Source organism: Micrococcaceae bacterium Sec5.7, assembly GCA_039636785.1.
Classification (GTDB): Bacteria; Actinomycetota; Actinomycetes; order Actinomycetales; family Micrococcaceae; genus Arthrobacter.
The window spans coordinates 3,646,760-3,672,032 of the sequence record CP144169.1 but is presented as its reverse complement, the minus strand read 5'-3'; the positions used below and the strand labels follow the sequence as shown (position 1 = coordinate 3,672,032).

The 25,273-nt window shown below is 62.8% G+C and carries 14 protein-coding genes and 3 rRNA genes; 11 read left to right on the top strand and 6 right to left on the bottom strand.

The window, feature by feature from the left end:
- The first annotated feature begins 251 nt into the window (after positions 1-251).
- The 7 genes from V3C33_17565 to V3C33_17535 all read left to right on the top strand — a co-directional run bounded on the left by V3C33_17565 (position 252) and on the right by V3C33_17535 (position 11,926).
- Positions 252-1,778: ribosomal RNA gene (locus tag V3C33_17565) — 16S ribosomal RNA — on the top strand.
- Between the two features lie 525 nt (positions 1,779-2,303).
- A 23S ribosomal RNA gene (locus V3C33_17560) occupies positions 2,304-5,442 on the top strand.
- Positions 5,443-5,647: 205 nt separating this feature from the next.
- Positions 5,648-5,764: ribosomal RNA gene (gene rrf / locus V3C33_17555) — 5S ribosomal RNA — on the top strand.
- Together the 16S, 23S and 5S rRNA genes form the textbook arrangement of a ribosomal RNA operon.
- 506 nt (positions 5,765-6,270) lie before the next feature.
- Complete coding sequence (locus tag V3C33_17550) at positions 6,271-6,558, top strand: HU family DNA-binding protein (GenBank protein XAS67229.1); 288 nt, start codon at positions 6,271-6,273, stop codon at positions 6,556-6,558.
- A 162-nt stretch (positions 6,559-6,720) separates the two neighbouring features.
- Positions 6,721-8,835, top strand: coding sequence for a cytochrome c oxidase assembly protein (locus V3C33_17545; protein XAS69780.1), 2,115 nt, complete (start codon positions 6,721-6,723; stop codon positions 8,833-8,835).
- Positions 8,835-10,841: an NHL domain-containing thioredoxin family protein gene (locus tag V3C33_17540; protein ID XAS67228.1), complete on the top strand. Its 2,007-nt coding sequence runs from the start codon at positions 8,835-8,837 to the stop codon at positions 10,839-10,841. Before V3C33_17545 ends, V3C33_17540 begins: the two co-directional genes overlap by 1 nt.
- Positions 10,842-11,095: 254 nt before the next feature.
- Positions 11,096-11,926: a DUF559 domain-containing protein gene (locus V3C33_17535; GenBank protein ID XAS67227.1), complete on the top strand. Its 831-nt coding sequence runs from the start codon at positions 11,096-11,098 to the stop codon at positions 11,924-11,926.
- Positions 11,927-12,101: 175 nt separating this feature from the next.
- Here the strand turns inward: V3C33_17535 and V3C33_17530 are convergent, their stop codons facing one another.
- On the bottom strand, positions 12,102-13,094 hold the full coding sequence (locus tag V3C33_17530; GenBank protein ID XAS67226.1) for a hypothetical protein: 993 nt from the start codon (positions 13,092-13,094) through the stop codon (positions 12,102-12,104).
- Positions 13,095-13,223: 129 nt separating this feature from the next.
- Complete coding sequence (locus V3C33_17525; protein XAS67225.1) at positions 13,224-14,924, bottom strand: helicase HerA-like domain-containing protein; 1,701 nt, start codon at positions 14,922-14,924, stop codon at positions 13,224-13,226.
- 192 nt (positions 14,925-15,116) lie between these two features.
- Here V3C33_17525 and V3C33_17520 point away from each other — a divergent pair, with 192 nt between their 5' ends.
- Both V3C33_17520 and V3C33_17515 read left to right on the top strand, forming a co-directional pair.
- Complete coding sequence (locus V3C33_17520; protein XAS67224.1) at positions 15,117-15,491, top strand: VOC family protein; 375 nt, start codon at positions 15,117-15,119, stop codon at positions 15,489-15,491.
- Between the two features lie 301 nt (positions 15,492-15,792).
- Positions 15,793-16,782: an LLM class flavin-dependent oxidoreductase gene (locus V3C33_17515; GenBank protein ID XAS67223.1), complete on the top strand. Its 990-nt coding sequence runs from the start codon at positions 15,793-15,795 to the stop codon at positions 16,780-16,782.
- A 180-nt stretch (positions 16,783-16,962) separates the two neighbouring features.
- Here V3C33_17515 and V3C33_17510 read toward each other — a convergent pair whose 3' ends face one another.
- From V3C33_17510 to V3C33_17495, 4 genes are all read right to left on the bottom strand, one after another.
- Entirely contained in the window at positions 16,963-17,199 is a 237-nt protein-coding gene (locus V3C33_17510; GenBank protein XAS67222.1) for a hypothetical protein, read from the bottom strand.
- A gap of 137 nt (positions 17,200-17,336) precedes the next feature.
- Positions 17,337-18,263 (bottom strand): AEC family transporter, encoded by a 927-nt coding sequence (locus V3C33_17505; GenBank protein XAS67221.1) that lies wholly within the window; start codon positions 18,261-18,263, stop codon positions 17,337-17,339.
- A gap of 140 nt (positions 18,264-18,403) precedes the next feature.
- Complete coding sequence (gene panD / locus V3C33_17500; GenBank protein ID XAS67220.1) at positions 18,404-18,832, bottom strand: aspartate 1-decarboxylase; 429 nt, start codon at positions 18,830-18,832, stop codon at positions 18,404-18,406.
- Between the two features lie 24 nt (positions 18,833-18,856).
- Complete coding sequence (locus tag V3C33_17495) at positions 18,857-19,795, bottom strand: LysR substrate-binding domain-containing protein (GenBank protein ID XAS67219.1); 939 nt, start codon at positions 19,793-19,795, stop codon at positions 18,857-18,859.
- Between the two features lie 153 nt (positions 19,796-19,948).
- Between V3C33_17495 and V3C33_17490 the strand changes: the two genes are divergently transcribed.
- Positions 19,949-21,430, top strand: a complete 1,482-nt coding sequence (locus V3C33_17490; GenBank protein ID XAS67218.1) for an amino acid permease — start codon at positions 19,949-19,951, stop codon at positions 21,428-21,430.
- A 249-nt stretch (positions 21,431-21,679) separates the two neighbouring features.
- The gene (locus V3C33_17485) at positions 21,680-25,165 is read left to right on the top strand and encodes a proline dehydrogenase family protein (protein XAS69779.1); all 3,486 of its coding nucleotides are present in this window, start codon (positions 21,680-21,682) and stop codon (positions 25,163-25,165) included.
- Positions 25,166-25,273: the final 108 nt, after the last annotated feature.

Here is a 25,273-nt window from a genome sequence, read left to right as displayed (position 1 = left end):
AAGTTTGAAAAGTTGCTCCGGAGCGATCCTGGACCGTTAGGGTTTGGGTGGTGCCGGGTGTGTCTGTTGTTTGAGAACTCAATAGTGTGCCAAGTTTGTTGATACCGGTTTATTTTATATGAATTGGTTGAATTTGCCGGATCCTGCCACCCCGTGGTTGGGGTCTGGTTTTTACAGCTGGTTTCAAATTTTGTGCGGCCTTCACGTCCCGTTTTCCCGGGGGTGTTGGTTGTGTCTGTTTTTGTTTTACTTCAACGGAGAGTTTGATCCTGGCTCAGGATGAACGCTGGCGGCGTGCTTAACACATGCAAGTCGAACGATGATCCCCAGCTTGCTGGGGGTTTTAGTGGCGAACGGGTGAGTAACACGTGAGTAACCTGCCCTTAACTCTGGGATAAGCCTGGGAAACCGGGTCTAATACCGGATATGACTCCTTGCCGCATGGCGGGGGGTGGAAAGCTTTATTGTGGTTTTGGATGGACTCGCGGCCTATCAGCTTGTTGGTGAGGTAATGGCTCACCAAGGCGACGACGGGTAGCCGGCCTGAGAGGGTGACCGGCCACACTGGGACTGAGACACGGCCCAGACTCCTACGGGAGGCAGCAGTGGGGAATATTGCACAATGGGCGCAAGCCTGATGCAGCGACGCCGCGTGAGGGATGACGGCCTTCGGGTTGTAAACCTCTTTCAGTAGGGAAGAAGCGAAAGTGACGGTACCTGCAGAAGAAGCGCCGGCTAACTACGTGCCAGCAGCCGCGGTAATACGTAGGGCGCAAGCGTTATCCGGAATTATTGGGCGTAAAGAGCTCGTAGGCGGTTTGTCGCGTCTGCCGTGAAAGTCCGGGGCTCAACTCCGGATCTGCGGTGGGTACGGGCAGACTAGAGTGATGTAGGGGAGACTGGAATTCCTGGTGTAGCGGTGAAATGCGCAGATATCAGGAGGAACACCGATGGCGAAGGCAGGTCTCTGGGCATTAACTGACGCTGAGGAGCGAAAGCATGGGGAGCGAACAGGATTAGATACCCTGGTAGTCCATGCCGTAAACGTTGGGCACTAGGTGTGGGGGACATTCCACGTTTTCCGCGCCGTAGCTAACGCATTAAGTGCCCCGCCTGGGGAGTACGGCCGCAAGGCTAAAACTCAAAGGAATTGACGGGGGCCCGCACAAGCGGCGGAGCATGCGGATTAATTCGATGCAACGCGAAGAACCTTACCAAGGCTTGACATGGACTGGAAAAGCGCAGAGATGTGCTCCCCTCTTTGAGGCCGGTTCACAGGTGGTGCATGGTTGTCGTCAGCTCGTGTCGTGAGATGTTGGGTTAAGTCCCGCAACGAGCGCAACCCTCGTTCTATGTTGCCAGCGCGTTATGGCGGGGACTCATAGGAGACTGCCGGGGTCAACTCGGAGGAAGGTGGGGACGACGTCAAATCATCATGCCCCTTATGTCTTGGGCTTCACGCATGCTACAATGGCCGGTACAAAGGGTTGCGATACTGTGAGGTGGAGCTAATCCCAAAAAGCCGGTCTCAGTTCGGATTGGGGTCTGCAACTCGACCCCATGAAGTCGGAGTCGCTAGTAATCGCAGATCAGCAACGCTGCGGTGAATACGTTCCCGGGCCTTGTACACACCGCCCGTCAAGTCACGAAAGTTGGTAACACCCGAAGCCGGTGGCCTAACCCCTTGTGGGAGGGAGCTGTCGAAGGTGGGACTGGCGATTGGGACTAAGTCGTAACAAGGTAGCCGTACCGGAAGGTGCGGCTGGATCACCTCCTTTCTAAGGAGCACCTACAATGTCCTGTTTTCCGTGTATGCGGGGGGCGGGGGTTGTCAGGAGTACAGCCCGTTTCGCGGACGATTGTTCCGCGGCGGGTGCTCATGGGTGGAATATCAGCGAATAGCGGCTGCCGGTTTTCTCCGGTGCTTAGTACGGTGTTTTCCTTCGGGAGGGTGCCTGGAACGGTGCGGGGGTGAGTGGGTGGTTTAGTGTTTGGCACACTGTTGGGTCCTGAGGCAACAGGGCCGCGGGTTCATGGCTTTTGCCGTGTCCGCGGGTTTTGTTTGTTTCTGGTTTCCTGGCTGCATCGATCACGCACGTGGTTCTCCTTCGGGGGTTGTGTGTGGGGTGTGTGGTTTGGGGTTGTTGTTTGAGAACTACATAGTGGACGCGAGCATCTTTTATAAGAAGCAATTTCCAAGAATATGAACCTGGATCTGTCCGTGCGTGTGCTGTCTTTCGGGATGGTGTGTGTGTGGGTGGTTTCTGTGGTTCTCTCGTGAATTAGTTTTTTTGATCTTTTGTGGTCAAGTTTTTAAGAGCACACGGTGGATGCCTTGGCATTAGGAGCCGAAGAAGGACGTAGGAATCTGCGATAAGCCTGGGGGAGTCGATAACCGGACTGTGATCCCAGGGTGTCCGAATGGGGAAACCCCGCCAGGCGCGCGAGTGATCTGGTGACCCGCATCTGAACACATAGGGTGCGTGGGGGGAACGCGGGGAAGTGAAACATCTCAGTACCCGCAGGAAGAGAAAACAACAGTGATTCCGTCAGTAGTGGCGAGCGAACGCGGATCAGGCTAAACCGTTCCATGTGTGATAGCCGGCGGGCGTTGCATGGTCGGGGTTGTGGGACTTTCCGTTCTGTCTCTGCCGGGACAGTGAGGTGAGTAGTACAGGCATAGGTGAACGGTCTTGAAAGGCCGGCCAGAGAGGGTGTGAGCCCCGTAACCGAAATGTTGTGTACCGCCTGGGAAGTATCCCAAGTAGCACGGGGCCCGAGAAATCCCGTGCGAATCTGTCAGGACCACCTGATAAGCCTAAATACTCCCTAATGACCGATAGCGGACCAGTACCGTGAGGGAAAGGTGAAAAGTACCCCGGGAGGGGAGTGAAACAGTACCTGAAACCGTGTGCTTACAATCCGTCGGAGCCAGTCTGATTCTGGTGACGGCGTGCCTTTTGAAGAATGAGCCTGCGAGTTAGTGTTACGTCGCGAGGTTAACCCGTGTGGGGAAGCCGTAGCGAAAGCGAGTCTGAACAGGGCGTTGCAGTGGCGTGATCTAGACCCGAAGCGAAGTGATCTACCCATGGCCAGGTTGAAGCGACGGTAAGACGTCGTGGAGGACCGAACCCACTTCAGTTGAAAATGGAGGGGATGAGCTGTGGGTAGGGGTGAAAGGCCAATCAAACTTCGTGATAGCTGGTTCTCCCCGAAATGCATTTAGGTGCAGCGTTGCGTGTTTCTTACCGGAGGTAGAGCTACTGGATGGCTAATGGGCCCTACAAGGTTACTGACGTCAGCCAAACTCCGAATGCCGGTAAGTGAGAGCGCAGCAGTGAGACTGTGGGGGATAAGCTTCATAGTCGAGAGGGAAACAGCCCAGACCACCAACTAAGGCCCCTAAGCGTGTGCTAAGTGGGAAAGGATGTGGAGTTGCGAAGACAACCAGGAGGTTGGCTTAGAAGCAGCCATCCTTAAAAGAGTGCGTAATAGCTCACTGGTCAAGTGATTCCGCGCCGACAATGTAGCGGGGCTCAAGTACACCGCCGAAGTTGTGGATTTCAGATATTAGCTAAGCCGGAGACTTGTTCTTCTGGTTCAGGCGTCTGGAGTGGTAGGGGAGCGTCGTGTGGGCAGTGAAGTCGCGGTGTAAACCAGCGGTGGAGCCTACACGAGTGAGAATGCAGGCATGAGTAGCGAAAGACGGGTGAGAAACCCGTCCGCCGAATGATCAAGGGTTCCAGGGTCAAGCTAATCTGCCCTGGGTAAGTCGGGACCTAAGGCGAGGCCGACAGGCGTAGTCGATGGACAACGGGTTGATATTCCCGTACCGGCGAAAAACCGTCCATGCTGAACAGGGGATACTAACTGCCCGAGACCTGCCCAATCGCCCTTCGGGGTGTGCGGGTTTTGGTGGAGCGCGGGACCTGATCCTGGGAGGTAAGCGTATTAACAGGTGTGACGCAGGAAGGTAGCTGAGCCGGGCGATGGTAGTCCCGGTCCAAGGATGTAGGGCGAACGGTAGGCAAATCCGCTGTTCATGATGCCTGAGACCCGATGGGACTCCCGTGAGGGGGGATTCAGTGATCCTATGCTGCCTAGAAAAGCATCGACGCGAGGTTTTAGCCGCCCGTACCCCAAACCGACACAGGTGATCAGGTAGAGAATACTAAGGCGATCGAGAGAATTATGGTTAAGGAACTCGGCAAAATGCCCCCGTAACTTCGGGAGAAGGGGGGCCCCCATCGTGAACCACACTTGCTGTGGGGAGCGTGCAGGGGCCGCAGAGACCAGGGGGAAGCGACTGTTTACTAAAAACACAGGTCCGTGCGAAGTCGCAAGACGATGTATACGGACTGACTCCTGCCCGGTGCTGGAAGGTTAAGAGGACCGGTTAGCCGCAAGGCGAAGCTGAGAATTCAAGCCCCAGTAAACGGCGGTGGTAACTATAACCATCCTAAGGTAGCGAAATTCCTTGTCGGGTAAGTTCCGACCTGCACGAATGGAGTAACGACTTCCCCGCTGTCTCAACCATAAACTCGGCGAAATTGCAGTACGAGTAAAGATGCTCGTTACGCGCAGCAGGACGGAAAGACCCCGAGACCTTTACTATAGTTTGGTATTGGTGTTCGGAGTGGCTTGTGTAGGATAGGTGGGAGACGTTGAAACCCGGACGCCAGTTCGGGTGGAGTCATCGTTGAAATACCACTCTGGTCACTTTGGACATCTAACTTCGGCCCGTAATCCGGGTCAGGGACAGTGCCTGATGGGTAGTTTAACTGGGGCGGTTGCCTCCTAAAAAGTAACGGAGGCGCCCAAAGGTTCCCTCAGCCTGGTTGGCAATCAGGTGTCGAGTGTAAGTGCACAAGGGAGCTTGACTGTGAGAGAGACATCTCAAGCAGGGACGAAAGTCGGGACTAGTGATCCGGCGGTACATTGTGGAATGGCCGTCGCTCAACGGATAAAAGGTACCTCGGGGATAACAGGCTGATCTTGCCCAAGAGTCCATATCGACGGCATGGTTTGGCACCTCGATGTCGGCTCGTCGCATCCTGGGGCTGGAGTAGGTCCCAAGGGTTGGGCTGTTCGCCCATTAAAGCGGTACGCGAGCTGGGTTTAGAACGTCGTGAGACAGTTCGGTCCCTATCCGCTGCGCGCGCAGGAAATTTGAGAAGGGCTGTCCTTAGTACGAGAGGACCGGGACGGACGAACCTCTGGTGTGTCAGTTGTACTGCCAAGTGCACCGCTGATTAGCTACGTTCGGATGGGATAACCGCTGAAAGCATCTAAGCGGGAAGCTCGCTTCGAGATGAGATTTCCATACACCCTCGGGTGTGAGAGGCCCCCAGCCAGACCACTGGGTTGATAGGCCGGATGTGGAAGCGAGGACTAACGACTCGTGAAGCTGACCGGTACTAATAGGCCGATAACTTACACCACACACCACCCGTGAACGGATCCTTCAAAAGACGTTCACACCAAGGGTGGTACAAAGAAACAAGACTGCTTGCGTCCACTATGTGGTTCCCAAACAACAAACCCTTACCGGCTTGTTGCAGGGAACACCACAACTGAATAACAACACCACAGTTGTAACACCAGATTTCCCACCCCACACCCCGGTGTGCGGGACGGGAGCAAGGGTTACGGCGGTCATAGCGTGGGGGAAACGCCCGGTCCCATTCCGAACCCGGAAGCTAAGACCCACAGCGCCGATGGTACTGCACCCGGGAGGGTGTGGGAGAGTAGGTCACCGCCGGACAACCATTAAAAAAAGGTCGAGAGCCCCCAACCACCAGGTCGGGGGCTCTCCCACATTAACCACCCAACACAAAACACAACCCCTTCACACTCCACGGCCCCGTCACTGCGACGGGGCCACGCCCGTTTAACAACCCAATCCGCAGCACCACGAGCCACCAACTCAAGCCGGTTCGCCAAAGCCTTGGTGTCGCCACCCAGGCCAGCCGGCCGCCGTCGTGCGTCCTTGGATCTGCATTTAGAAATGCAAGAGGGGGATGGATGCGTTGCCCGGCCCGCCAGCTGCCGCGCAGAGCCCGAATCCCGGCGCCGGAAACCGTCCGGGGCGTCCGCTTTGGGCGAAATTCGGGCCAAAACGCCCGGAAATCCGGTGATTTTGGTCAAAAAGTCGCGGAAACACGCGGAATTTGCCGTACGCGTCGGTGCAAGCTGGTAAGTTTTCGAACAGTGGCTTGTACGCATGCCGCGTTCAGGCTCCAGAAATCATGACCGTCCAGGAGGACATAAATGGCTAAGAACCGTAGTGAACTTGTTGCAGAGGTAGCAGGCAAGGCCGGCACCAGCCAGGCAGCCGTCAACTCCGTGCTCGATGCACTGTTCGAGGTTTTCGAGACCTCTGTCGCCGCCGGCGAGAAGATCACCATCCCGGGCTGGCTCGCAGTTGAACGCACCGACCGTGCAGCCCGTACCGGCCGCAACCCTCAGACCGGCGAGACCATCCAGATCGCAGCAGGCCACAGCGTTAAGCTGACCGCCGGCTCCAAGCTGAAGGCTGCTGTAGCCAAGAAGAAGTAGTTTTCTTCTTCACAGCTTGATTGGAGCGGCAACCTTCGGGTTGCCGCTCCTTTTGCGTTTCACCCCCGATTCGCTGCGCAGGCACCGGTAGCGGACAATGGACAGGTGCCCCAAGCTGCAAAATCCCGTGCCACAGCCCCCGAGCCTGCCCCCGATACGGGAGTGCAGAGCTACGCTGCCGATGCCGCCGGGATCCCCCGGCCGTGGCAGCTCGCCGGCCTTGTGGCCCTGCTGCTTGGGCTGACAGCAGCCCTGCTGTTCTCCGGGGCTGCCGCCTCGCGTGCCGTGTCCGATCCGGGCTGGCTGGTCCGCTGGGGCCTTCCCGTCAGCAAGGCCATCCACAACGTCTCCCTGGCCACTGTGATCGGCGGCCTGATCTTCGCCGTCGGCATTCTGCCGAGGAGCCTGCGCGGTTCGCGTTCCAAGGACAATGGATCCCCCGAGCACCCGGCGTTCACCCGGGCCCTCGGCGTAGCTGCAGCTGCCGGTGCCGTCTGGACCCTCTCTGCCATTGCGGTGCTGGTGCTGACATACTCGGACGTGGCGGGGCAGGGGATTTCTGGGGACGCAGAGTTCACCCGCGCCCTGGTGTACTTCATGACGGACATCGAGACCGGCCAGGCCTGGCTGACGGTGACCATCATCGCGGCCATTGTCACCACAGCGCTCTTCGGCGTGCGTTCCCTGAGCGGGCTGGCCCTCACCCTTGTATTGGCCCTGATCGGGCTGGTGCCAACGGCATTGATCGGCCACTCCTCAAGTTCGGATGACCACGAAGGCGCCATCAACTCCCTGGGCCTGCACCTGGTGGGAGTCTGCACCTGGGTGGGCGGCATCATCATGCTGGCCGTGCTTTCCGGGATACTTTCCGGCGGAAAAGCCGGGGCGAAGGCCGGCGGCAAGGCCGGCGGACCGGCCGATATCACCGAGCCCACCCTCCGCAGATTCTCCGCGCTGGCCGGCTTCGCCTTCGTCCTGGTATTTGCCTCCGGTGTGATCAACGCCAGCATCCGCATCACAAACTGGGCGGATCTGTTCGGCTCAGCGTACGGCCAGTTGGTTCTGGCCAAGACCGCGGCCGCGTTGGTGCTGGGAGGCATCGGTTTAATGCACAGGCAGTGGGTCATCCCGCAGCTCAGCCGCACGGGGTCAGTCATGTCATCGCGCCGTGTGCTGTGGCAGCTGATTCTGGTGGAGCTCCTGGTCATGGGCGCCACGTCCGGCATCGCCGTGGCCCTGAGCCGATCAGCTCCTCCGCAGCCCACCACCTTTGCCCCGGATGCGTCTCCGGCGTTCATCCTGACAGGCTACGAGCTGCCGCCTGAGCTGACACCCGAACGCTGGCTCACGGAATGGCGCCTGGACTGGCTCTGGATCGCGGTGGCGCTCTTCGGACTTGCGGCGTACTTCCTTGGTGTGGCCAAGGTGCGGCGGCGCGGCGACAAATGGAAATGGTTCCGGTCCGTCAACTGGGTGATCGGCCTGCTGGTGCTGACGTTCATCACGTCCGGGCCGCCGTCGGTCTATGGGCGCGTGCTGTTCTCCGCGCACATGGTGGACCATATGGCACTGACCATGGTGGCGCCCATCTTCCTGGTCCTCGGCGCTCCCGTGACGCTGGCGCTGCGCGCGCTGCCCGCGCGCGGGGACGGCTCGAGGGGCCTGCGGGAATGGCTGTTGCTGTTTGTGCACTCGAAGTTTTCCCAACTGGTGACACACCCTTTGTTTGCCGCGGCGAACTTCGCCGGCTCGATCGTGCTTTTCTACTACTCGGACGCCTTCGGCTTCGCCATGCGTGACCACGTGGGCCACGAGCTGATGAACCTGCACTTCGCGCTGACCGGCTACATCTTTGTGCTCAGCATGCTGGGGACGGACCCGCTGCCCCGCCGGGCGCCGTACCCCATGCGGCTCCTTCTGCTGCTGGCCACCATGGGCTTCCACGCCTTCTTCGGTGTGGCCATCATGGGCGGAACCGGGCTGCTGGCCGCGGACTACTTCGGCAACCTCGGCCGCACGTGGGGACCGTCCGCGCTGCTGGACCAGCAGATGGGCGGCGCGGTGGCTTGGGGCATCGGCGAAGTGCCGACGCTTCTGGTGGCGATCGGCGTCGCCGTCATGTGGTCCCGTTCCGACGACCGGGAATCCAAGCGCACCGACCGTGCGGCGGACAGGAATAACGACGCCGATCTGACCGCTTACAACGATATGTTTGCCAAACTGGCCGAACGCGACGCCAAGCTGGCTGAACGCAACCCAAAGCTGGAAGGACGCTGATGAGCGAAACCGTACGCACCCACCTCCGGGTCCGCGCCTCCGAACTGGTGGGGCGCAACTGGCTGAACACCGGCGGCAAGTCCCTGGACCTCGAAGCCTTGCGCGGCAAGATCGTGCTGCTGGATTTCTGGACTTTCTGCTGCATCAACTGCCTGCACGTCCTTGATGAGCTGCGCCCGCTTGAGGCACAGTACTCGGACGTCCTGGTGACCGTGGGGGTGCACTCGCCCAAGTTCGAGCACGAGGCCGATCCCGTGGCGCTTGCCGCGGCCGTGGAACGCTACGAGATCCGCCACCCCGTGCTGGATGATCCAGAGCTGGACACGTGGAAGGCCTACACGGCCCGGGCCTGGCCCACCCTGGTGGTCATCGACCCCGAGGGCTACATCGTGGCGCACCTCTCCGGCGAAGGCCACGCCGACGGCCTCGCCGTGCTCATTCCCGAACTGATCGCCGAGCACGAGGCCAAGGGGACACTTCACCGCGGCGACGGCCCCTATGTGGCGCCGGAGCCGACGTCGGGAACCCTGCGCTTCCCTGGCAAGGCCCTCTACCTTCCGGCGGGTCGGGGATCGGGCAATTCAGCTACCGTTGCCGGCGGCCCTTCGGGTAACGCGTCCGACGCCGGATCCTGGCTTGTGACGGACACCGGTCACCACCGGCTCGTGGAACTGGCCGGCGACTTCCAGACTGAGGTGGCGACGTTCGGCTCCGGCGTCAAGGGATACGCCGACGGCGCCGGCATCGGAGATGCAGCCGCGGCGCAGTTCAACGAACCGCAGGGTCTTGTCCTGCTGCCGGAAGATGTGGCAGCAAAGACGGGCTACGACGTCGTGATTGCCGATTCCGTGAACCACCGGCTCCGGGGGCTGTCCCTGGCAGACGGGACTGCCACTACGCTGGCCGGCAACGGTGTGCAGCGACTGCTGGAAACCGGGCCTGCCCGGGTTGACGAGGACGGCGCCGGCTTCGGCGGCTCGCTCGGCAACAGTCCGCTTGACGTTGCGCTGAGCTCGCCGTGGGATGTTGTGTGGTCCGCGAAGCTCGGCGCTGTTGTGATTGCCATGGCCGGTGTCCACCAGATTTTCAGCTTCGATCCGCTGTCCGGCGCCGTGGCGATTGTGGCCGGCAACGGGCTGGAAGGGCTCCTCGACGGGCCCGCCCACGAAGCCTGGTTCGCCCAGCCGTCCGGCCTGGCGGAGGACGCCGAGGGAAACATCTGGGTGGCTGACTCCGAAACTTCGGCACTGCGCAAGCTGGTGGTTGCCGACGACGGTTCCGTCACCGTGGAGTCTGCGGTGGGCAAGGGCCTCTTCGACTTCGGCTTCCGTGACGGCGAAGGCTCCGAAGCGCGCCTCCAGCACCCGCTCGGTGTAACGGTGCTGCCGGACGGCTCAGTGGCAATCGCAGATACCTACAACGGTGCCGTGCGGCGCTACGACCCTGCGTCCCGGACCGTTTCCACACTGGCCCGTGGCCTGTCCGAGCCCTCCGATGTCATTGTTGACCACACGCAGGTTGCCGGCGCCGAGCCGCTGCTTGTGGTGGTGGAGGCCAACAAGCACCAGCTGGTGTACGTTCCCATTCCCAAGGACGCCCAGCAAGTGGACGAAGGCGCAGCTCAGACGCACCGGCCGAAGAGCCCTGTGGCTCCCGGCCTGCTGGAACTCACGGTCCGCTTCACCGCGCCCACCGGGCAGAAGCTCGATGACCGCTGGGGCGACCCCACCCAGCTGAAGATCTCCTCCACTCCGCCCGAACTGCTGGTGGCCGGTGGCGGAACGTCAGTGGGCCTGCTGCGGACGCTGGAGCTTGCCTCCGACGTCCCGGAGGGCGTGCTGCACCTTACGGCGCGCGCCGCGGCCTGCGACGGCCCGGAAACAGAGGATGGCGAGATCCCGGACCACGCCGCCTGCCACCTGTACCAGCAGGACTGGGGCATCCCCGTGCTGCTGCAGGCCGACGGCGACACCGAGCTCGTCCTGGACCTCCGCGGCATGGACTAGTTTTCCCGGACTGATTATTCCTCGGCTCAGGCTGACCAATCGAATTTTGCGACCGAGGCTGCCTGCCGTGACTTTCATGTCACAGCAGGCAGCCTCTTGCCGTTGATGGGCATCCGGGGCCCGGAATTCCGGGGTCGGCCCACGCCGCTGACGCCAATAATCTGTCCCGAGTGACACGAGTTTGCCCGATGCGTTGTCCACATACGGCAGTCCGCGGGTATGTGCCGGTGTGCATCCGGAGTCAGCATGGCCAGATGGACGTGGTTAAAGCTCTGACACTCTGCGGAGGTGCCGCACGGAGGCCTACTCTCGCACGGCTGGGCGTCGATGACGCCGCTCTCCGCCGGGCGGTACGCCGCGGCGTTCTGCAGGGAGGCGTTCTGCAACCGGAACGGGGACTGTACACACTGGCGACGGCGGCACCTGGGGACATTGCCCTGCTGAGCCGGCGCCAGTTGTTGACATGCGTCAGTGCGGCTCCCTTCTACGGCCTGTGGGTGGTGGATCCTTCCGGCCCCCGGCATGTCCACCACCGTCGTGAGGATCAGGGCTACGGCGACGTCCACCACGGAGGGTTGCTTCTTCCTCCGCACGCCAACCGGCCCGTTGCATCCCTCGGCGACGTACTGGTCCATGCCTTGCGATGCCGTCCCTTTCACGAATCGCTGGTGATGGTGGAGTGCGCTGTGGCCAGAGGCGACATGACGGTGGATTTCCTGCGGGAACGGCTTCCCGGAAAACGAAACGGCAGGGCACTCGAGGTACTCGACTGGGTGGACCGAGGCGCCGATTCCCTACTGGAAACCTTGGCCCGCACTTATTTTCGAAAGGCTGGCCTCCACGTGGATACCCAGGTGTACCTCGACGGGGTGGGGTATGTGGATCTGCTGGTCGAAGGCTGGCTGATAGTTGAACTGGACGGGCGACAACACGGGAACTGGACACAGGTAAAGAAGGACCACCGGCGCAACAACGAGTCGGCGGTGCAGGGTTTCACGTCGCTCCGCTACTACTACCAGGACGTCATCGACACACCGGAGGAGATGGTGGCACAGGTCCTGGCCGTGATTGGCAGGCGGCAGTAGCCAGTTTCGGCGGCCAAGCGTCACTGGATGCAGGCTTTTGGGCGGAATCCGCATGGCCCCCCGCCCGTTCCGGGATTTTTGCCGCCAGAGGTTCCGAAAACCCGCGCACAGTGACGCGCCGGGCCTGCGGCTGGCGGGGTGGGCACGGCGCAGGCCCGGCGCGGCAACGAAGCGCCTAGTAGCTCAGGAGGGGCGTGACCTTGACAGTGTCGGCGGTGATGTCCAGGCGCGTGGTGAAGCTGAAGTCGTGCTCCACGTTCAGCTTCGAGACGGCGCCGGTGAAGAGATCCACCTGCTCGGCGGTGATCCTGGCCTTGCCGTCGAGCGGAGCCACAACCCAGCGCCCGCCGAAGGGTTCGATGCTGATCTTGGGGTACTCCGTGACGCTCCACTTGATGGTGCCGTCAACCACCCTGTTGTTGGTGGCGTGGTAGAACGGGCAGTCCGGCTGGAGCTGCTGTTGTTTCACGGCCTCCGCGGCGCAGGCATCCAGGAAGTCCTTGACCTTGTTGCCCACGGCCGTGTTGAGGTCCTTGGTGGCTTCGGTCAGGAGGCTCAGCGGGGCCGTGGGGACATCCCTGCCGGAAACCGTGGCGCGGCTGGCGGGAGCTGCGAAGAATTCGCCGTTGAGGGCGGCCTCGTATTCTCCGGGGTAAAAGACTGCAAAGGTATTGCGGCCATTTGGCATGTTCACCGGGATGCCGTTGATTGTGGCTTCGCTGGAATTAACCACTGTGACGTCCACGGTGGGAAGGGCGGCGGGCACAAACACCCATTTGTTGAAGAACAGCCATTCCGTGCCGGACTTTTCCAGCAGGAACTCGGTGCGCAGACGGCTGCCGTCGATGGTGTACTCCATGGGCACCATGACCTGGTTGCCGGAACGTCCCTCGGCGTCCCCGAGCTTTACATTCGCGATCCGGGAGGCAGCCGTTTGCAGGGCCGTTCCGTCCAGCATCGCGGCGTCGGCTTGCGGCACGGTGGCGCGCAGAAGACCCAGCGCCTGCTCGCCCTCGCCCTTCTGCAGCGCGTCCAGATACTCGCGGACCGGCTGCTGCGGACTGGCAACCGAGCCGTTGACCAGATTGATGGCAACGATGGCCGCGGCGACAGCAATCATCAGACCCAGCAGCCATCCGGCCGCGGTCTTCACCAACGCTTGACTCATCTGCACGCACCTTACGTTACCTGCAGGCGCCCGAATACGGGTGTAGCCGCTGTCCCGCGTGACGCGGAGCGGCGGTTAAACGGAGGTCCGACGGCGGCGGGCCGGGCCGGTTGTTACGGTCAGCAGGGGTCAGCGGCGGCGCCGGGACGAGGTGCCGAATACTCCGCGCAAGAGCTCGCGGCCGAGCTGGGTTCCAAGCGAACGGACCATGCTTTTCAGGCCTCCACCGAGCGCCCCGCCAAGCGCGCCGGTGATGTCCCCCATCATTCCGCCGCCCGTCTGTTGCGGGGCCGACCGCGGCACATGCTGCTCAGGGGCCGGCGCTCGGCCCGGTACCGGGGCCGGCCTGCTGCTGGGGCGTCCCAGGATTTCCTCCTCGACCCGGCGGCCATCGGCGTCGACGGCGTTCGGATCGGAAGCGTTGGGATACCAGCCACCCATTACCGGCGGCTGGCCTGGAGCCGCGGCGCCCGTGGGGGCAGCGCCCTTGCCAGTCAGCTTCTCGTAGGCCGATACGCTGTCCACGGCGATGCCGTACTTGGCGAGGAGCGCGGAGCCTGCCACGGTGCTTCTTACCAGGTCATCCGCGCTGGGACCCATGGCGGACTCCGGCGCGCGCAGGCGGGTCAGTGCCACCGGCGTCGGGGCGCCCTTCTCGTTCATGACCGTAATGACGGCTTCGCCGATGCCCGCGGACGTCAGCGTTTCCTCGAGGTCGTAGTCGCTGATGGGGAACGTGGACACCGTGGCCTTGAGCGCCTTGGCATCCTCCGGGGTGAACGCCCGCAGAGCATGCTGTACCCGGTTGGCCAGCTGCCCCAGGACGTCCGCCGGGACATCCTTGGGCGTCTGCGTCACAAAGAAAATGCCCACACCCTTGGAACGGATGAGCCTCACGGTGGTGGTGATGGCGGCCAGGAAGGCCTTCGACGCGCCGTTGAAAAGCAGGTGGGCCTCATCGAGGAAGAAGACCAGCTTGGGCTTGTCCAGGTCGCCGGCCTCTGGCAGATCCTCAAAGAGGTCTGCGAGCAGCCACATCAGGAACGTTGAGAACAGCATGGGTTTGGTCTGCAGCGTGGGCAGTTCAAGGCAGCTGATGACGCCGCGGCCATCCGGTGCGTTACGGAGCAGCTCTGCGGTGTCGAACTCGGGTTCGCCGAAGAACTTCCCCAGCCCCTGGGCTTCAAGATTCACCAGCTCGCGGAGGATCACGCCGGCCGTTGCCTTGGACAGCCCGCCCAGTGCCTCGAGTTCGTCCTTGCCTTCGGCCGAGGTGAGGAACTGGATGACGGCCCGGAGGTCCTTCAGATCGATCAGTTCCAGGTTGTTTTTGTCGGCGAAGTGGAAGACCAGCTGCAGGCTGGACTCCTGGGTGTCATTGAGCTCCATCACGCGGGAAAGCAGGATGGGGCCGAAGGATGTGATGGTGGCCCGGACCGGAATGCCGTTGCCGCCGAGCGCCAGGAACTCCACCGGGAAGGTCTTGCCGGCCCAATGCTGGCCGATGCTGTCCGTGCGGGTGGTCAGTTTTTCACTTCCGACGGCGGCCGTTGCCAGGCCGGACAGGTCACCCTTGATGTCCGCCAGGAAAACCGGAACGCCAGCGGCGGACAGCTGTTCCGCCATCATGTGCAGGGTGACGGTCTTGCCGGTGCCGGTGGCGCCGGCCACCAGACCATGCCGGTTCATCATGGCCAGGGGCAGACGGACCGGGGCATCTTTGTGGAGTTCGCCGTCGATAATCGCGGCACCAAGCTCGATGGTGGCCCCTTCCAAGGCGTAACCCTGCTGGATGGTGGCGAGTTTTTCTGCAGTGGATTTGTTGGCCATGCCGACAGCTTAGCCGGGGAGCCAGCAGAATCTTGATGAATGCCAATGACTTGATGATTCCTGGATCCGCCTGCGGATCGAACTGCGGGCATAGCCGCTGTTCAGGTACAGGTGCTTTGGGCGTCGATGGCTACGGAACCCGCAGCAACCAAGTGTGTTGCGGGGTTAATTGGCCGAGTGTACATTGACCACATGCTGAGCATCGGGTCCATTGTCATCCGTGTTAACGACATCGCAGGCCAGTTGGCGTTCTGGCAATCGGCTCTCGACTACGTTCCGCGAAGTTCTCCAAGCGAGGATTTTGTGATCCTGCAGCCAAGGGAAGGCCCCGGTACATGCATTTCGTTGGACCGGGTCCGTGCTGCTGTCCAGATCCCTCCCCGCATTCACCTTGACCTCTACTCGGAAAACCAAACGGAGGAAGTGCAGCGCCTCGTTGACCTGGGAGCGACTCGCGTTGAGTGGAGCAAAAGGCCCGAGGACGCTGATTACGTGATCCTTGCCGATCCGGAGGGCAACCGTTTCTGCGTAGTGGATACGGCTCCCGAACCCGAGAATGCAGGGTGAATGCGGCCGGCGCCGTCTGGCCGGCGCAGGCGCCCGGGTCCGAGCATGCCGGCAGGCCCAATGGAGTAGTTGCCGCCAGTGCGATGCTGACAGCTGGTTTGCCTCTGAAACCGGCCACGATTTCCTGTTGAGCCTCTTGCATACGGGTTGCTCAGGCTGTGAGCTATTCCATCCGTGCCGTAACGATCAGCAGAAATAACCCGGGCACCGCCGTCGTTGTCCACAGTGTGCCCGTGCCGCAATGTGGCCGGCACCCGAAAACGCTACCGAAAACGCACTGCATTGAAAGGCCGGCCCTCACGTGACGCTTCCCCTCTCCATTCTTGATCTGGCAGCCATCGGCAAGGGCCAGACGGCGGCGGAGAGTTTTGCCGGCAGCGTGGCCATGGCGCAGAGTGCGGAGGAGCTGGGCTACCGGCGGATCTGGTACGCGGAACACCACAACATGTCATCCATTGCGTCCTCGGCTACAAGCGTGTTGATCGCGCATATTGCCGCCCAGACGGAAACTATCAGGCTGGGCGCCGGCGGAGTGATGCTGCCCAACCATTCGCCGCTGACCATCGCCGAGCAGTTCGGAACCCTTGAGACCCTGCACCCGGGCCGGATCGACCTCGGTCTGGGCCGCGCACCCGGCAGCGACCAGAACACCATGCGTGCACTCCGCCGCGACCCGACGTCCGCCGACAATTTCCCGCAGGACGTCCTGGAACTGCAGGGCTACCTGACGGGCCCCACGCGCATCCAGGGAGTCGAGTCGACGCCGGGCAAGGGCACCAACGTGCCGCTGTATATTCTGGGCTCGTCCCTGTTCGGCGCAAGGCTCGCTGCGCAGCTCGGCCTGCCGTACGCCTTCGCCTCGCACTTCGCGCCGAATGCGCTGCAGGACGCCGTGGCCATCTACCGCCGCGAATTCAAGCCGTCCGCACAGCTCGACGCCCCGCACGTGATTGCCGGCGTCAACGTGATCGCGGCGGATTCCGCATCGGAGGCCCAGGAGATGTTCCAGGCCACCAAGCGGGCGCGCGTTTCCCTATTCTTCGGCGGCGGCCGGGTGTTCACCGACGACGAGGCGGACATGATCCTGGATTCGCCGCAGGGACAGCACGTATCGCAGATGGTCAAGTACTCGGCCATTGGAACGCCGGACGTGGTGATGGACTACCTCGACGAGTTCACCGCCCACGCAGATGCCGATGAACTGATTGTGGCCCACCAGAGCACCGGAACCGACGCCCGGCTGCGCTCCGTCAGGCTTCTGGCGCAAGCCGCCGGGCTGGTCCGCGTCTAACGATTCCGGGGACTTGCCGTCACGCAACGCAGGTTTTTGGAAATCCCGACGCCGGTCTGCCGCGGCATTCCGGGCCCGGAAGCACCGCGCTGGCCCAACAACATGCACCGCGTGACGCCGCCCGAAACAAGGAGTAGGCCAGATGGCGGCCTCCGCCTTCGAACAGCACCAGAACGTCAACTACACGGCCGCCGCCATGCTCCTGGACGCCGACGATCCGTCCACGGTGTTCGCGCGCAGCGACAAGCGGCTGCTGGCGCCCGAGACGGATGACGAGATCTCCGGGATTGTGCCGAACGCGGTGTTCCCGAGGCGATCGAAAAGATCGGTGACCAGCTGTTTGTGTTCTACGGCATGGCCGATGCCAAGATCGGCGTGGCCAAGCTGGACCGCGTCACCGTCGCGGTCTAGACCCAATACCGCTTACTTAGGCGTACACCGCCGACAAACGGGCCGGCGTGCTCACGGTGGTTCCTGGGAGGGTTTACCGCCGTGACGCAGACGCGCGGCAGACGCGCGGCTGACCTCGGCAGGCGCTGCTGCTGGCTACTGTCTCAGGCCAGCAGCAGCGCCACGCCGATCATCGCCGGGACTGCCACCACGGTGGTAATGAGTACCGTGTCCTTGGCCACGGTGAGGCCGGTGTTGTAGCGGCTGGCGGCCACGTAGACGTTCTGCGCGGTGGGCAGGGAGGACGTCACCACCACGGCAAACAGCGCCTGGCCCTCCAGCCCCAGAGCGAAGTGGGCAAGGACGTAGGCAATCGCCGGGTGCACCACGAGTTTGAAACCGCTGGCCAACAGCGCGTCGAGGCGCCGGCCCGTTGCTGCCTGCAGCGGCCTGGATCCGTTCAGGCTCATGCCGAAAGCGATCAGCATGGCCGGAATGGCGGCTCCGCCGATCAGGTGAATGGGCTCCATGATCAGCGCGGGCACCTGCCACCCGGTTCCTGCAACCACCAGCCCCAGGCCTGAGCCAACGATCATCGGGTTCCTCAGGATCATCAGTACAAAGCCCAGCGGAGTGGTGCGGTGCGCGCTGGTTGTTGCATCCAGCGCCATCAGAAACAGGGGCGTGAAGAATGCGAGCTGGAAGATCAGCAGGGGAGCCACGTAGCTGGCATCACCCAGAACATAGACGGCAATGGGAATGCCGAGGTTGGCGGAGTTCGCCAGCGACGCGCTCATGGAGGACATCAGCGACTCTGGCAAAGTGCGTTTGAGCCAGAACTTCACTATGACAAAAAAGAGTGTTGCCGTGGCGATGGCTCCCACCGCCGTGACCAGCAGGGGCGCGGCAAAGACATCGTGCAGCTTGGCCTTGCCGAGCGTCTCGAAGAGGAGGGCCGGGCTGGCGACGAAGAACGTGAGGGAACTGAGCACCTGGCGCGCGTTCTCACCCAGGAGCCGGCGCTTCCCCACAAACCAGCCCACCAGAATGATGCACCAGACCACAAAGAACCCGGCCAGCACCCCTAGCACAGGAGGGCTTCTGGCTGGCTACGCGGGAAAAGGCCGGGGGTCACAGTCCCAGCTAATCAGATTTATTCGGCCTTGAAGCCGGTGAGACGTGTTGTTCCGGCATTCGGACGCCGGAACTGCCCGTACCTGGCTCAGCGAGCCTAACGCAGCGAAGCGTTGTTCAGCGCGTACGGCGGGCGCATCAGCCCCGGCGTCAGGCCCTCGGCGGGATCGTTGCCCAGCTGGATGATCTTGTTGGCCTTGTCCACGTGGACCACTTTGGGAAGGTAGGCCTTGGCCTCTTCGGCGGTCATTTGGGCGTAGGTGATAATGATAACGACGTCGTTCTCGTGCACCAGATGGGCCGCAGGGCCGTTGATGCCGATCACGCCTGAGCCGCGCTCGCCGGCGATGGTGTATGTCTCAAGACGCGCGCCGTTGGTGACGTCAACGATTGCCACGAGCTCGCCGGGAAGGATGTCGGCAGCGTCAAGCAGGTCCAGGTCAACGGTGACCGAACCTACATAGTGCAGATCCGCATGCGTGACAGTGGCCCTGTGGATTTTGGACTTAAACATTGTGCGATTCATAACGTGAACAGTCTAACGCCGGGGTCAACTTTGGCGCTGTGAGCCAGGGAACACCTCTCCGGCCGGCGTAATGGACTCGGCAGTGCGCGCCAGGATCTCGCGCGCAGCCAAAATGGCGGGACGTTGAGCACTCGAACGGCGTACGGATGTGAAAACCGTCCGGTGCGGGTTGCCTGGCAGCACCAGCAGCTGAGCGGTGGTCCCGCGACCGGTCCAGACGAGATCGGGCATCAGGGCGACGGCGTTTCCGGACTCGATGAGGCGGATCTGTGCCTGGAGGTCCGCGGTCTCGAAGCGTACATCCGGTTCGAAACCCGCGCTCCGGCAGGCCTGTTCAGCCCAATGCCTGGATGCGGCTCCTCTCGGCTCCATGACCCAGGCCATCTCCGCGGTGTCTGCCAGCGAGGTGATGCCGGGCCTGTCCGTAGCTGCCGGCGGAACGGCGAGACGGATGGCGTCGGTGGTGAGCTTGACCCTGTCCAGTTCCGGATACCGTGGCGCTGCATGTCCTGGATACTGTTCAGCGATGACAAGGTCGAAGTCCCGTGCCCAGGTTTCGTGGAGGGCCGTTTCGGGTTCGCGCTGGATCATTTCGATCCGGACTTCGGGGTAGTTGGCAGCCATCCGGGTCAAAGCATCGGGCATAAGGGCCAGGGCCGCGGACTGGAACACGGCTATCCGGACACTTCCGGTCACCGTTGTCAGCGATGCGGCAAGGTCCGCCTCGGCCTGCTCCAGCGTTTCCAGCAGTTGGGCCGTGTGGGCCACCAGGACCTCCGCCTGGGGCGTGAGTTGCACGCGGCGTCCGGTTTTGCGCAGCAGCTGCACGCCCACCTCTTTTTCCAGGAGGGCCAGCTGCTGGGAGACCGATGACGGGCTGTACTGGAGCGCTTCTGCCACCTCGGCCAGCGTGCCCCGGATCTTCAGTTCCCGAAGCAGCCTCAACCGACGGACATCGAGCATGGGATCGATCCTTTGCATAACCTAATGAATATTGGTTAGAAGTAATCACTTTATCTAATGCTAGCGGCCTTGCATACTGTTCTGACTGAGTTGCCCCGAGTTACCCCCATCACAGGGCGGATTGATGGGCCCACACCTATGCAGGAGACCCTGATGATTACAAAAGACATGTCGCGATCCATCATGCGGCGTAAGCCGATTGATGACATTGAGGAAGAGAACAAGCACAGCGGGCTGTTTAAGTCGCTGGGGTTGTGGCAGCTGACGGCGATCGGTGTCGGCGGGATCATCGGTGTGGGGATTTTCTCGCTCGCGGGGCTGGTGGCGGCCGGGAGCGAGGATACGCCCGGGGTGGGTCCGGCGGTGTTGTTCTCGTTCCTGATCGCGGGCCTGGCTTCGGCGGCCGCGGCGTTGTCCTATGCGGAGTTCGCCGGCATGATCCCGCGGGCGGGCTCGGCGTACACCTACGGGTATGTGGCGCTGGGCGAGGTGATCGGCTGGTTCATCGGCTGGGACCTGCTGCTGGAATACATCGCGATCGTGGCCGTCGTGGCGATCGGGATCTCCGGCTACTTCGACGCGTTCCTGACCGGGATCGGGATCAACATGCCGGACTGGATGACCTCCACCGCCGATGAGGGCAAGGGCGGGATCGTGAACCTGCCCGCGATCCTGGTGTGCCTGCTGGTGACCTGGATCCTCTCCCGCGGCACCAAGGCCTTCGGCCGGTTCGAGCTCGTGGCCGTGGCCATCAAGGTCATCCTGATCCTGTTCATCATCGGCCTGGGCATCTTCTACATCGACACCAACAACTACAACCCGTTCATGCCCAGCGGCTTCGGCCCGGTCCTGGCCGGCTCCGCCACGGTCTTCTTCGCCGTGTTCGGCTACGACGCGATGTCCACCGCGGCCGAGGAAGCCGTGGACGGCAAGAAGCACATGCCCAAGGCCATCATCCTCTCCCTCATCATCGCCATGCTCCTCTACGTCGCGGCCACCCTGGTGCTGACCGGAATGCAGAACTACAAGGACATCGACCCGAAAGCCGGCTTCGCCTCCGCGTTCCAGGGCGCGGGACTGCCCGTGATCGCCACCATCATCTCCGTCTTCGCCGTGCTCTCCATCCTCACCGTGATGCTGACCTTCCTCCTGGGCGTCACCCGCGTCTGGTTCTCCATGAGCCGCGACGGCCTCCTCCCGGGCTGGTTCGCCGGCACCGACAAACACGGCACCCCCCAACGCGTCACCTGGATCGCCGGCACCGCCTCGGCCCTGCTCGCCGGCGTGTTCCCCATCAAAGCCGTCGCGGACCTGACCAACATCGGCATCCTCGCCGCGTTCGTCGTCGTCTGCCTCGCCGTCATCGTCTTCCGCTACAAAAAACCAGACGCACCCCGGACCTTCCGCCTCCCGTTCATGCCCGCGGTCCCCGCCTTCGGCATCCTCGCCTCCGCACTGCTCATCTGGCAACTGCCCGCAGACACCAAATGGCGCTTCGTGATCTGGCTCATCATCGGCCTCGCCATCTACTTCCTCTACGGCCGCAAACACTCCCTCATGAACCCCGACAGCCCCCGCCACCAGGAAGCCGTGGAAATGCACCGGCCCTCTAAGGACCGCCCCGGATCCCCATAAACCAGACCAACCGCCGCGGCAGGCCCAACCAACAGGTTGAGCCTGCCGCGGCCGTTTAAGGGTTTAGCGGGGAGCTCAAAATCCCCGTTCAGACTCTTCCAAATTCATCGAGTTTCCTAACCTGTATTCCTCAGAAAACATCGCTTTATCTTATGTGAGAACAGGATCATACTGATGACTAAGACGGTTCCCCACCCACGGAAAGTACGAGTACCAGTCATGACCAGAAGTTCAACGGAGTCCGGCGTGATGGCCGGAAGTGCGCCTTTCAGCGGCGGTTCGGATGTGGCCCAGGCACAGGCTCTGGCCGAGGAGGCTATCGCGCTGGTGCGCCATTGGCTGACCGAGGCCGCAAAGGTTCCCGTGGACGCTTCGGCTGAACAGCTCGCAGGCGTCCTGAAGGACCCGAACGGCCTGGACTTCACCGTGGGTTTTGTCGACGGCGTAGTCCGCCCCGAGGACCTCCACGTCGCCGCCCGCAACCTCGCGGCATTGGCGCCCAAGGTCCCGGCGTTCCTGCCCTGGTACATGCGCAGCGCCGTACGCCTCGGCGGCGCCATGGCCCCGGTCCTGCCCCGGCTGGTCATCCCGATCGCCCGCCGCGTGCTCCGTGAAATGGTCGGCCACCTGATTGTCGACGCCACAGACGCCAAGCTGGGCCCGGCCATCGCGAAGATCCGCAAGGACGGCATCAACCTCAACGTCAACCTCCTCGGCGAAGCCGTGCTGGGCGAGCACGAGGCCTCCCGCCGGCTCGAAGGCACCCACACGCTGCTCTCCCGCCCGGATGTGGACTACGTCTCCATCAAGGTGTCCTCCACGGTGGCCCCGCACTCCGCCTGGGCCTTCGATGAGGCCGTGGAGCACGTCGTCGAGAAGCTCACGCCTCTGTTTGCCCGCGCCGCGTCCTTCCCGATGGCCAAGTTCATCAACCTGGATATGGAGGAATACAAGGACCTGGACATGACCATTGCGGTCTTCACCAAGATCCTGGACAAGCCGGAATTCAAGAACCTGGAAGCCGGGATTGTGCTTCAGGCCTACCTCCCGGACGCGCTCTCCGCGATGATCCGGCTGCAGGACTGGGCCGCTGCCCGCCGCGCCGAAGGCGGAGCCGCCATAAAGGTCCGTGTGGTCAAGGGCGCCAACCTGCCCATGGAACAGGTGGAGTCCTCGCTGCACGACTGGCCGCTCGCAACGTGGGGCACTAAGCAGGACTCGGACACCAACTACAAGCGCGTCATCAACTACTCGCTGCACGCGGACCGGATCGGCAACGTCCGGATCGGTGTGGCCGGACACAATCTCTTCGACATCGCCTTCGCCTGGCTGCTGGCCAAGCAGCGCGGTGTGCAGTCCGGCATCGAATTCGAGATGCTGCTCGGTATGGCGCAGGGCCAGGCCGAGGCCGTGAAGAAGGACGTCGGCTCGCTGCTCCTCTACACGCCCGTGGTGCACCCGGCGGAGTTCGACGTCGCCATCGCCTACCTGATCCGCCGCCTCGAAGAGGGCGCCAGCCAGGAAAACTTCATGTCCGCCGTCTTCGAACTGGGGGGCAACGCCCCGGCAAGCACCGCACTTTTCGAGCGCGAAAAACAGCGCTTCCGCTCCTCCCTCAAGGAGCTCGACGGCGACGTCCCGCCGGCGAACCGCCAGCAGAACCGCAGCCTTCCGGCCGCGGCAACGCCCCGTGACAGCTTCGAAAACACTCCGGACACGGATCCGTCCCTGCCCGCCAACCAGGCTTGGGGCCGGGCCATCCTCACGCGGGTCCCGTCCTCCACACTGGGCAACGATTCCGTCGAAGCGGCCACCATCACCGATGCGGACACACTCAATTCGGTGATCGAAAACGCCCTGGAAAAGGGCAAGGCCTGGGGCGCCCTGTCCGGCGCCCAACGCGCAGAAATCCTGCACCGCGCCGGCGACATCCTTGAAGCCCGCCGTGCCGATCTGCTCGAGGTCATGGCCAGCGAAACCGGCAAGACCCTCGACCAGGGCGATCCGGAGGTCAGCGAAGCCATCGACTTCGCGCACTTCTACGCCGAGTCCGCCCGCAAGCTGGACAGCGTCGACGGCGCCACGTTCGTTCCCGCCAAGCTCACCGTTGTGACTCCGCCGTGGAACTTCCCGGTTGCCATCCCCGCAGGGTCCACCCTCGCGGCCCTCGCCGCCGGCTCCGCCGTCGTGATCAAGCCCGCCAAACAGGCCCGCCGCAGCGGTGCGGTAATGATCGAGGCACTGTGGGAAGCCGGTGTTCCGCGCGATGTGCTCACCATGGTCCAGCTGGGCGAGCGGGAACTCGGCCAGCAGCTGATCGCCCACCCGGCTGTGGACCGCGTGATCCTGACCGGCGGCTACGAGACCGCCGAGCTGTTCCGGTCCTTCCGGAAGGATCTGCCGCTCCTGGCAGAAACCAGCGGCAAGAACGCCATCATCGTCACCCCCAGCGCCGATCTGGACCTTGCAGCCAAGGACGTGGCGTACTCGGCCTTCGGCCACGCCGGGCAGAAGTGCTCCGCCGCCTCACTGGTGATCCTGGTGGGATCCGTGGCCAGGTCCAAACGCTTCCACAACCAGCTCGTCGACGCCGTCACCTCGCTCAAGGTCGGCTACCCCGAGGATCCGGCGAGCCAGATGGGTCCGATCATCGAGCCCGCCAACGGCAAGCTCCTCAATGCCCTCACCACGCTGGGTGCCGGGGAGAGCTGGGCGGTGGAGCCCCGGAAGCTGGACGAGACCGGCAGGCTCTGGAGCCCGGGCGTCCGCTATGGCGTACGGCGCGGGTCCTACTTCCACCTCACCGAATTCTTCGGGCCGGTACTTGGCGTGATGACGGCGGACACCCTGGAGGAGGCCATCTCCATCCAGAACCAGATCGAGTACGGACTCACGGCCGGCCTGCACTCCCTGAATACCGATGAGCTGGGAGTCTGGCTGGACACCGTCCAGGCCGGCAACCTCTACGTAAACCGCGGCATCACCGGCGCGATCGTGAAGCGCCAGCCGTTCGGTGGCTGGAAGAAGTCCGCCGTCGGCGCCGGCACCAAGGCAGGGGGCCCGAACTATCTCGCCGGACTTGGCGAATGGGTCAGCAAGGCAAGCACGGCGGGCGGCTCTTCCGCAGCAATCACGCACTCCGGCGTCCGCCGTCTTGCCGATGCGGCCCAGGATGCCCTGGACACCGCCGGGCTGGAGACGTTCCAGCGTGCACTGGCTTCGGACGCCCTCGCCTGGAGCAGCGAGTTCGGCACGGCCAAGGACGTGTCCGGCCTCGGCGCAGAACGCAACATCTTCCGCTACCGCCCGTTGCCGGTGACTGTCCGTCTCTCCGAAGGCGAGCCGCTCGGCGCGCTCGTAAGGACGGTAGCCGCCGGGGTGCTGGCCGGTTCGGCTCTGACGGTGTCCACCGCCGTCGCACTTCCCGCCCGGCTTCTTACGGTGCTGTCCGGTCTGGACATCACGGTCACGGTGGAGAACGACGCCGACTGGCTGGCTTCGGCCGGCCGGCTCGCCGATGCCGGGAAGCTGTCCGGTGCACGGATCCGCCTCATCGGCGGGTCTGCCACCGCGCTGGCAGAGGCAACGGGCGGACGGCCGGACCTGGCGGTTTACACGCACCCGGTTACGGAAGCCGGCCGGATTGAGCTGCTGCCGTTCCTGCACGAGCAGGCCGTCAGCATCACAGCACACCGCTTCGGGACGCCGAACCGCCTCTCGGATCACCTCATTTAGCGGTATTGCATCACTCGCCGGACGGGCACCTCCCGTGCCTGTCCGGCCAGGGCCGTCCCTGCCCAGCTCATCCCCAGCGCGAAAGGCACGACTCAATGACGATTCGAC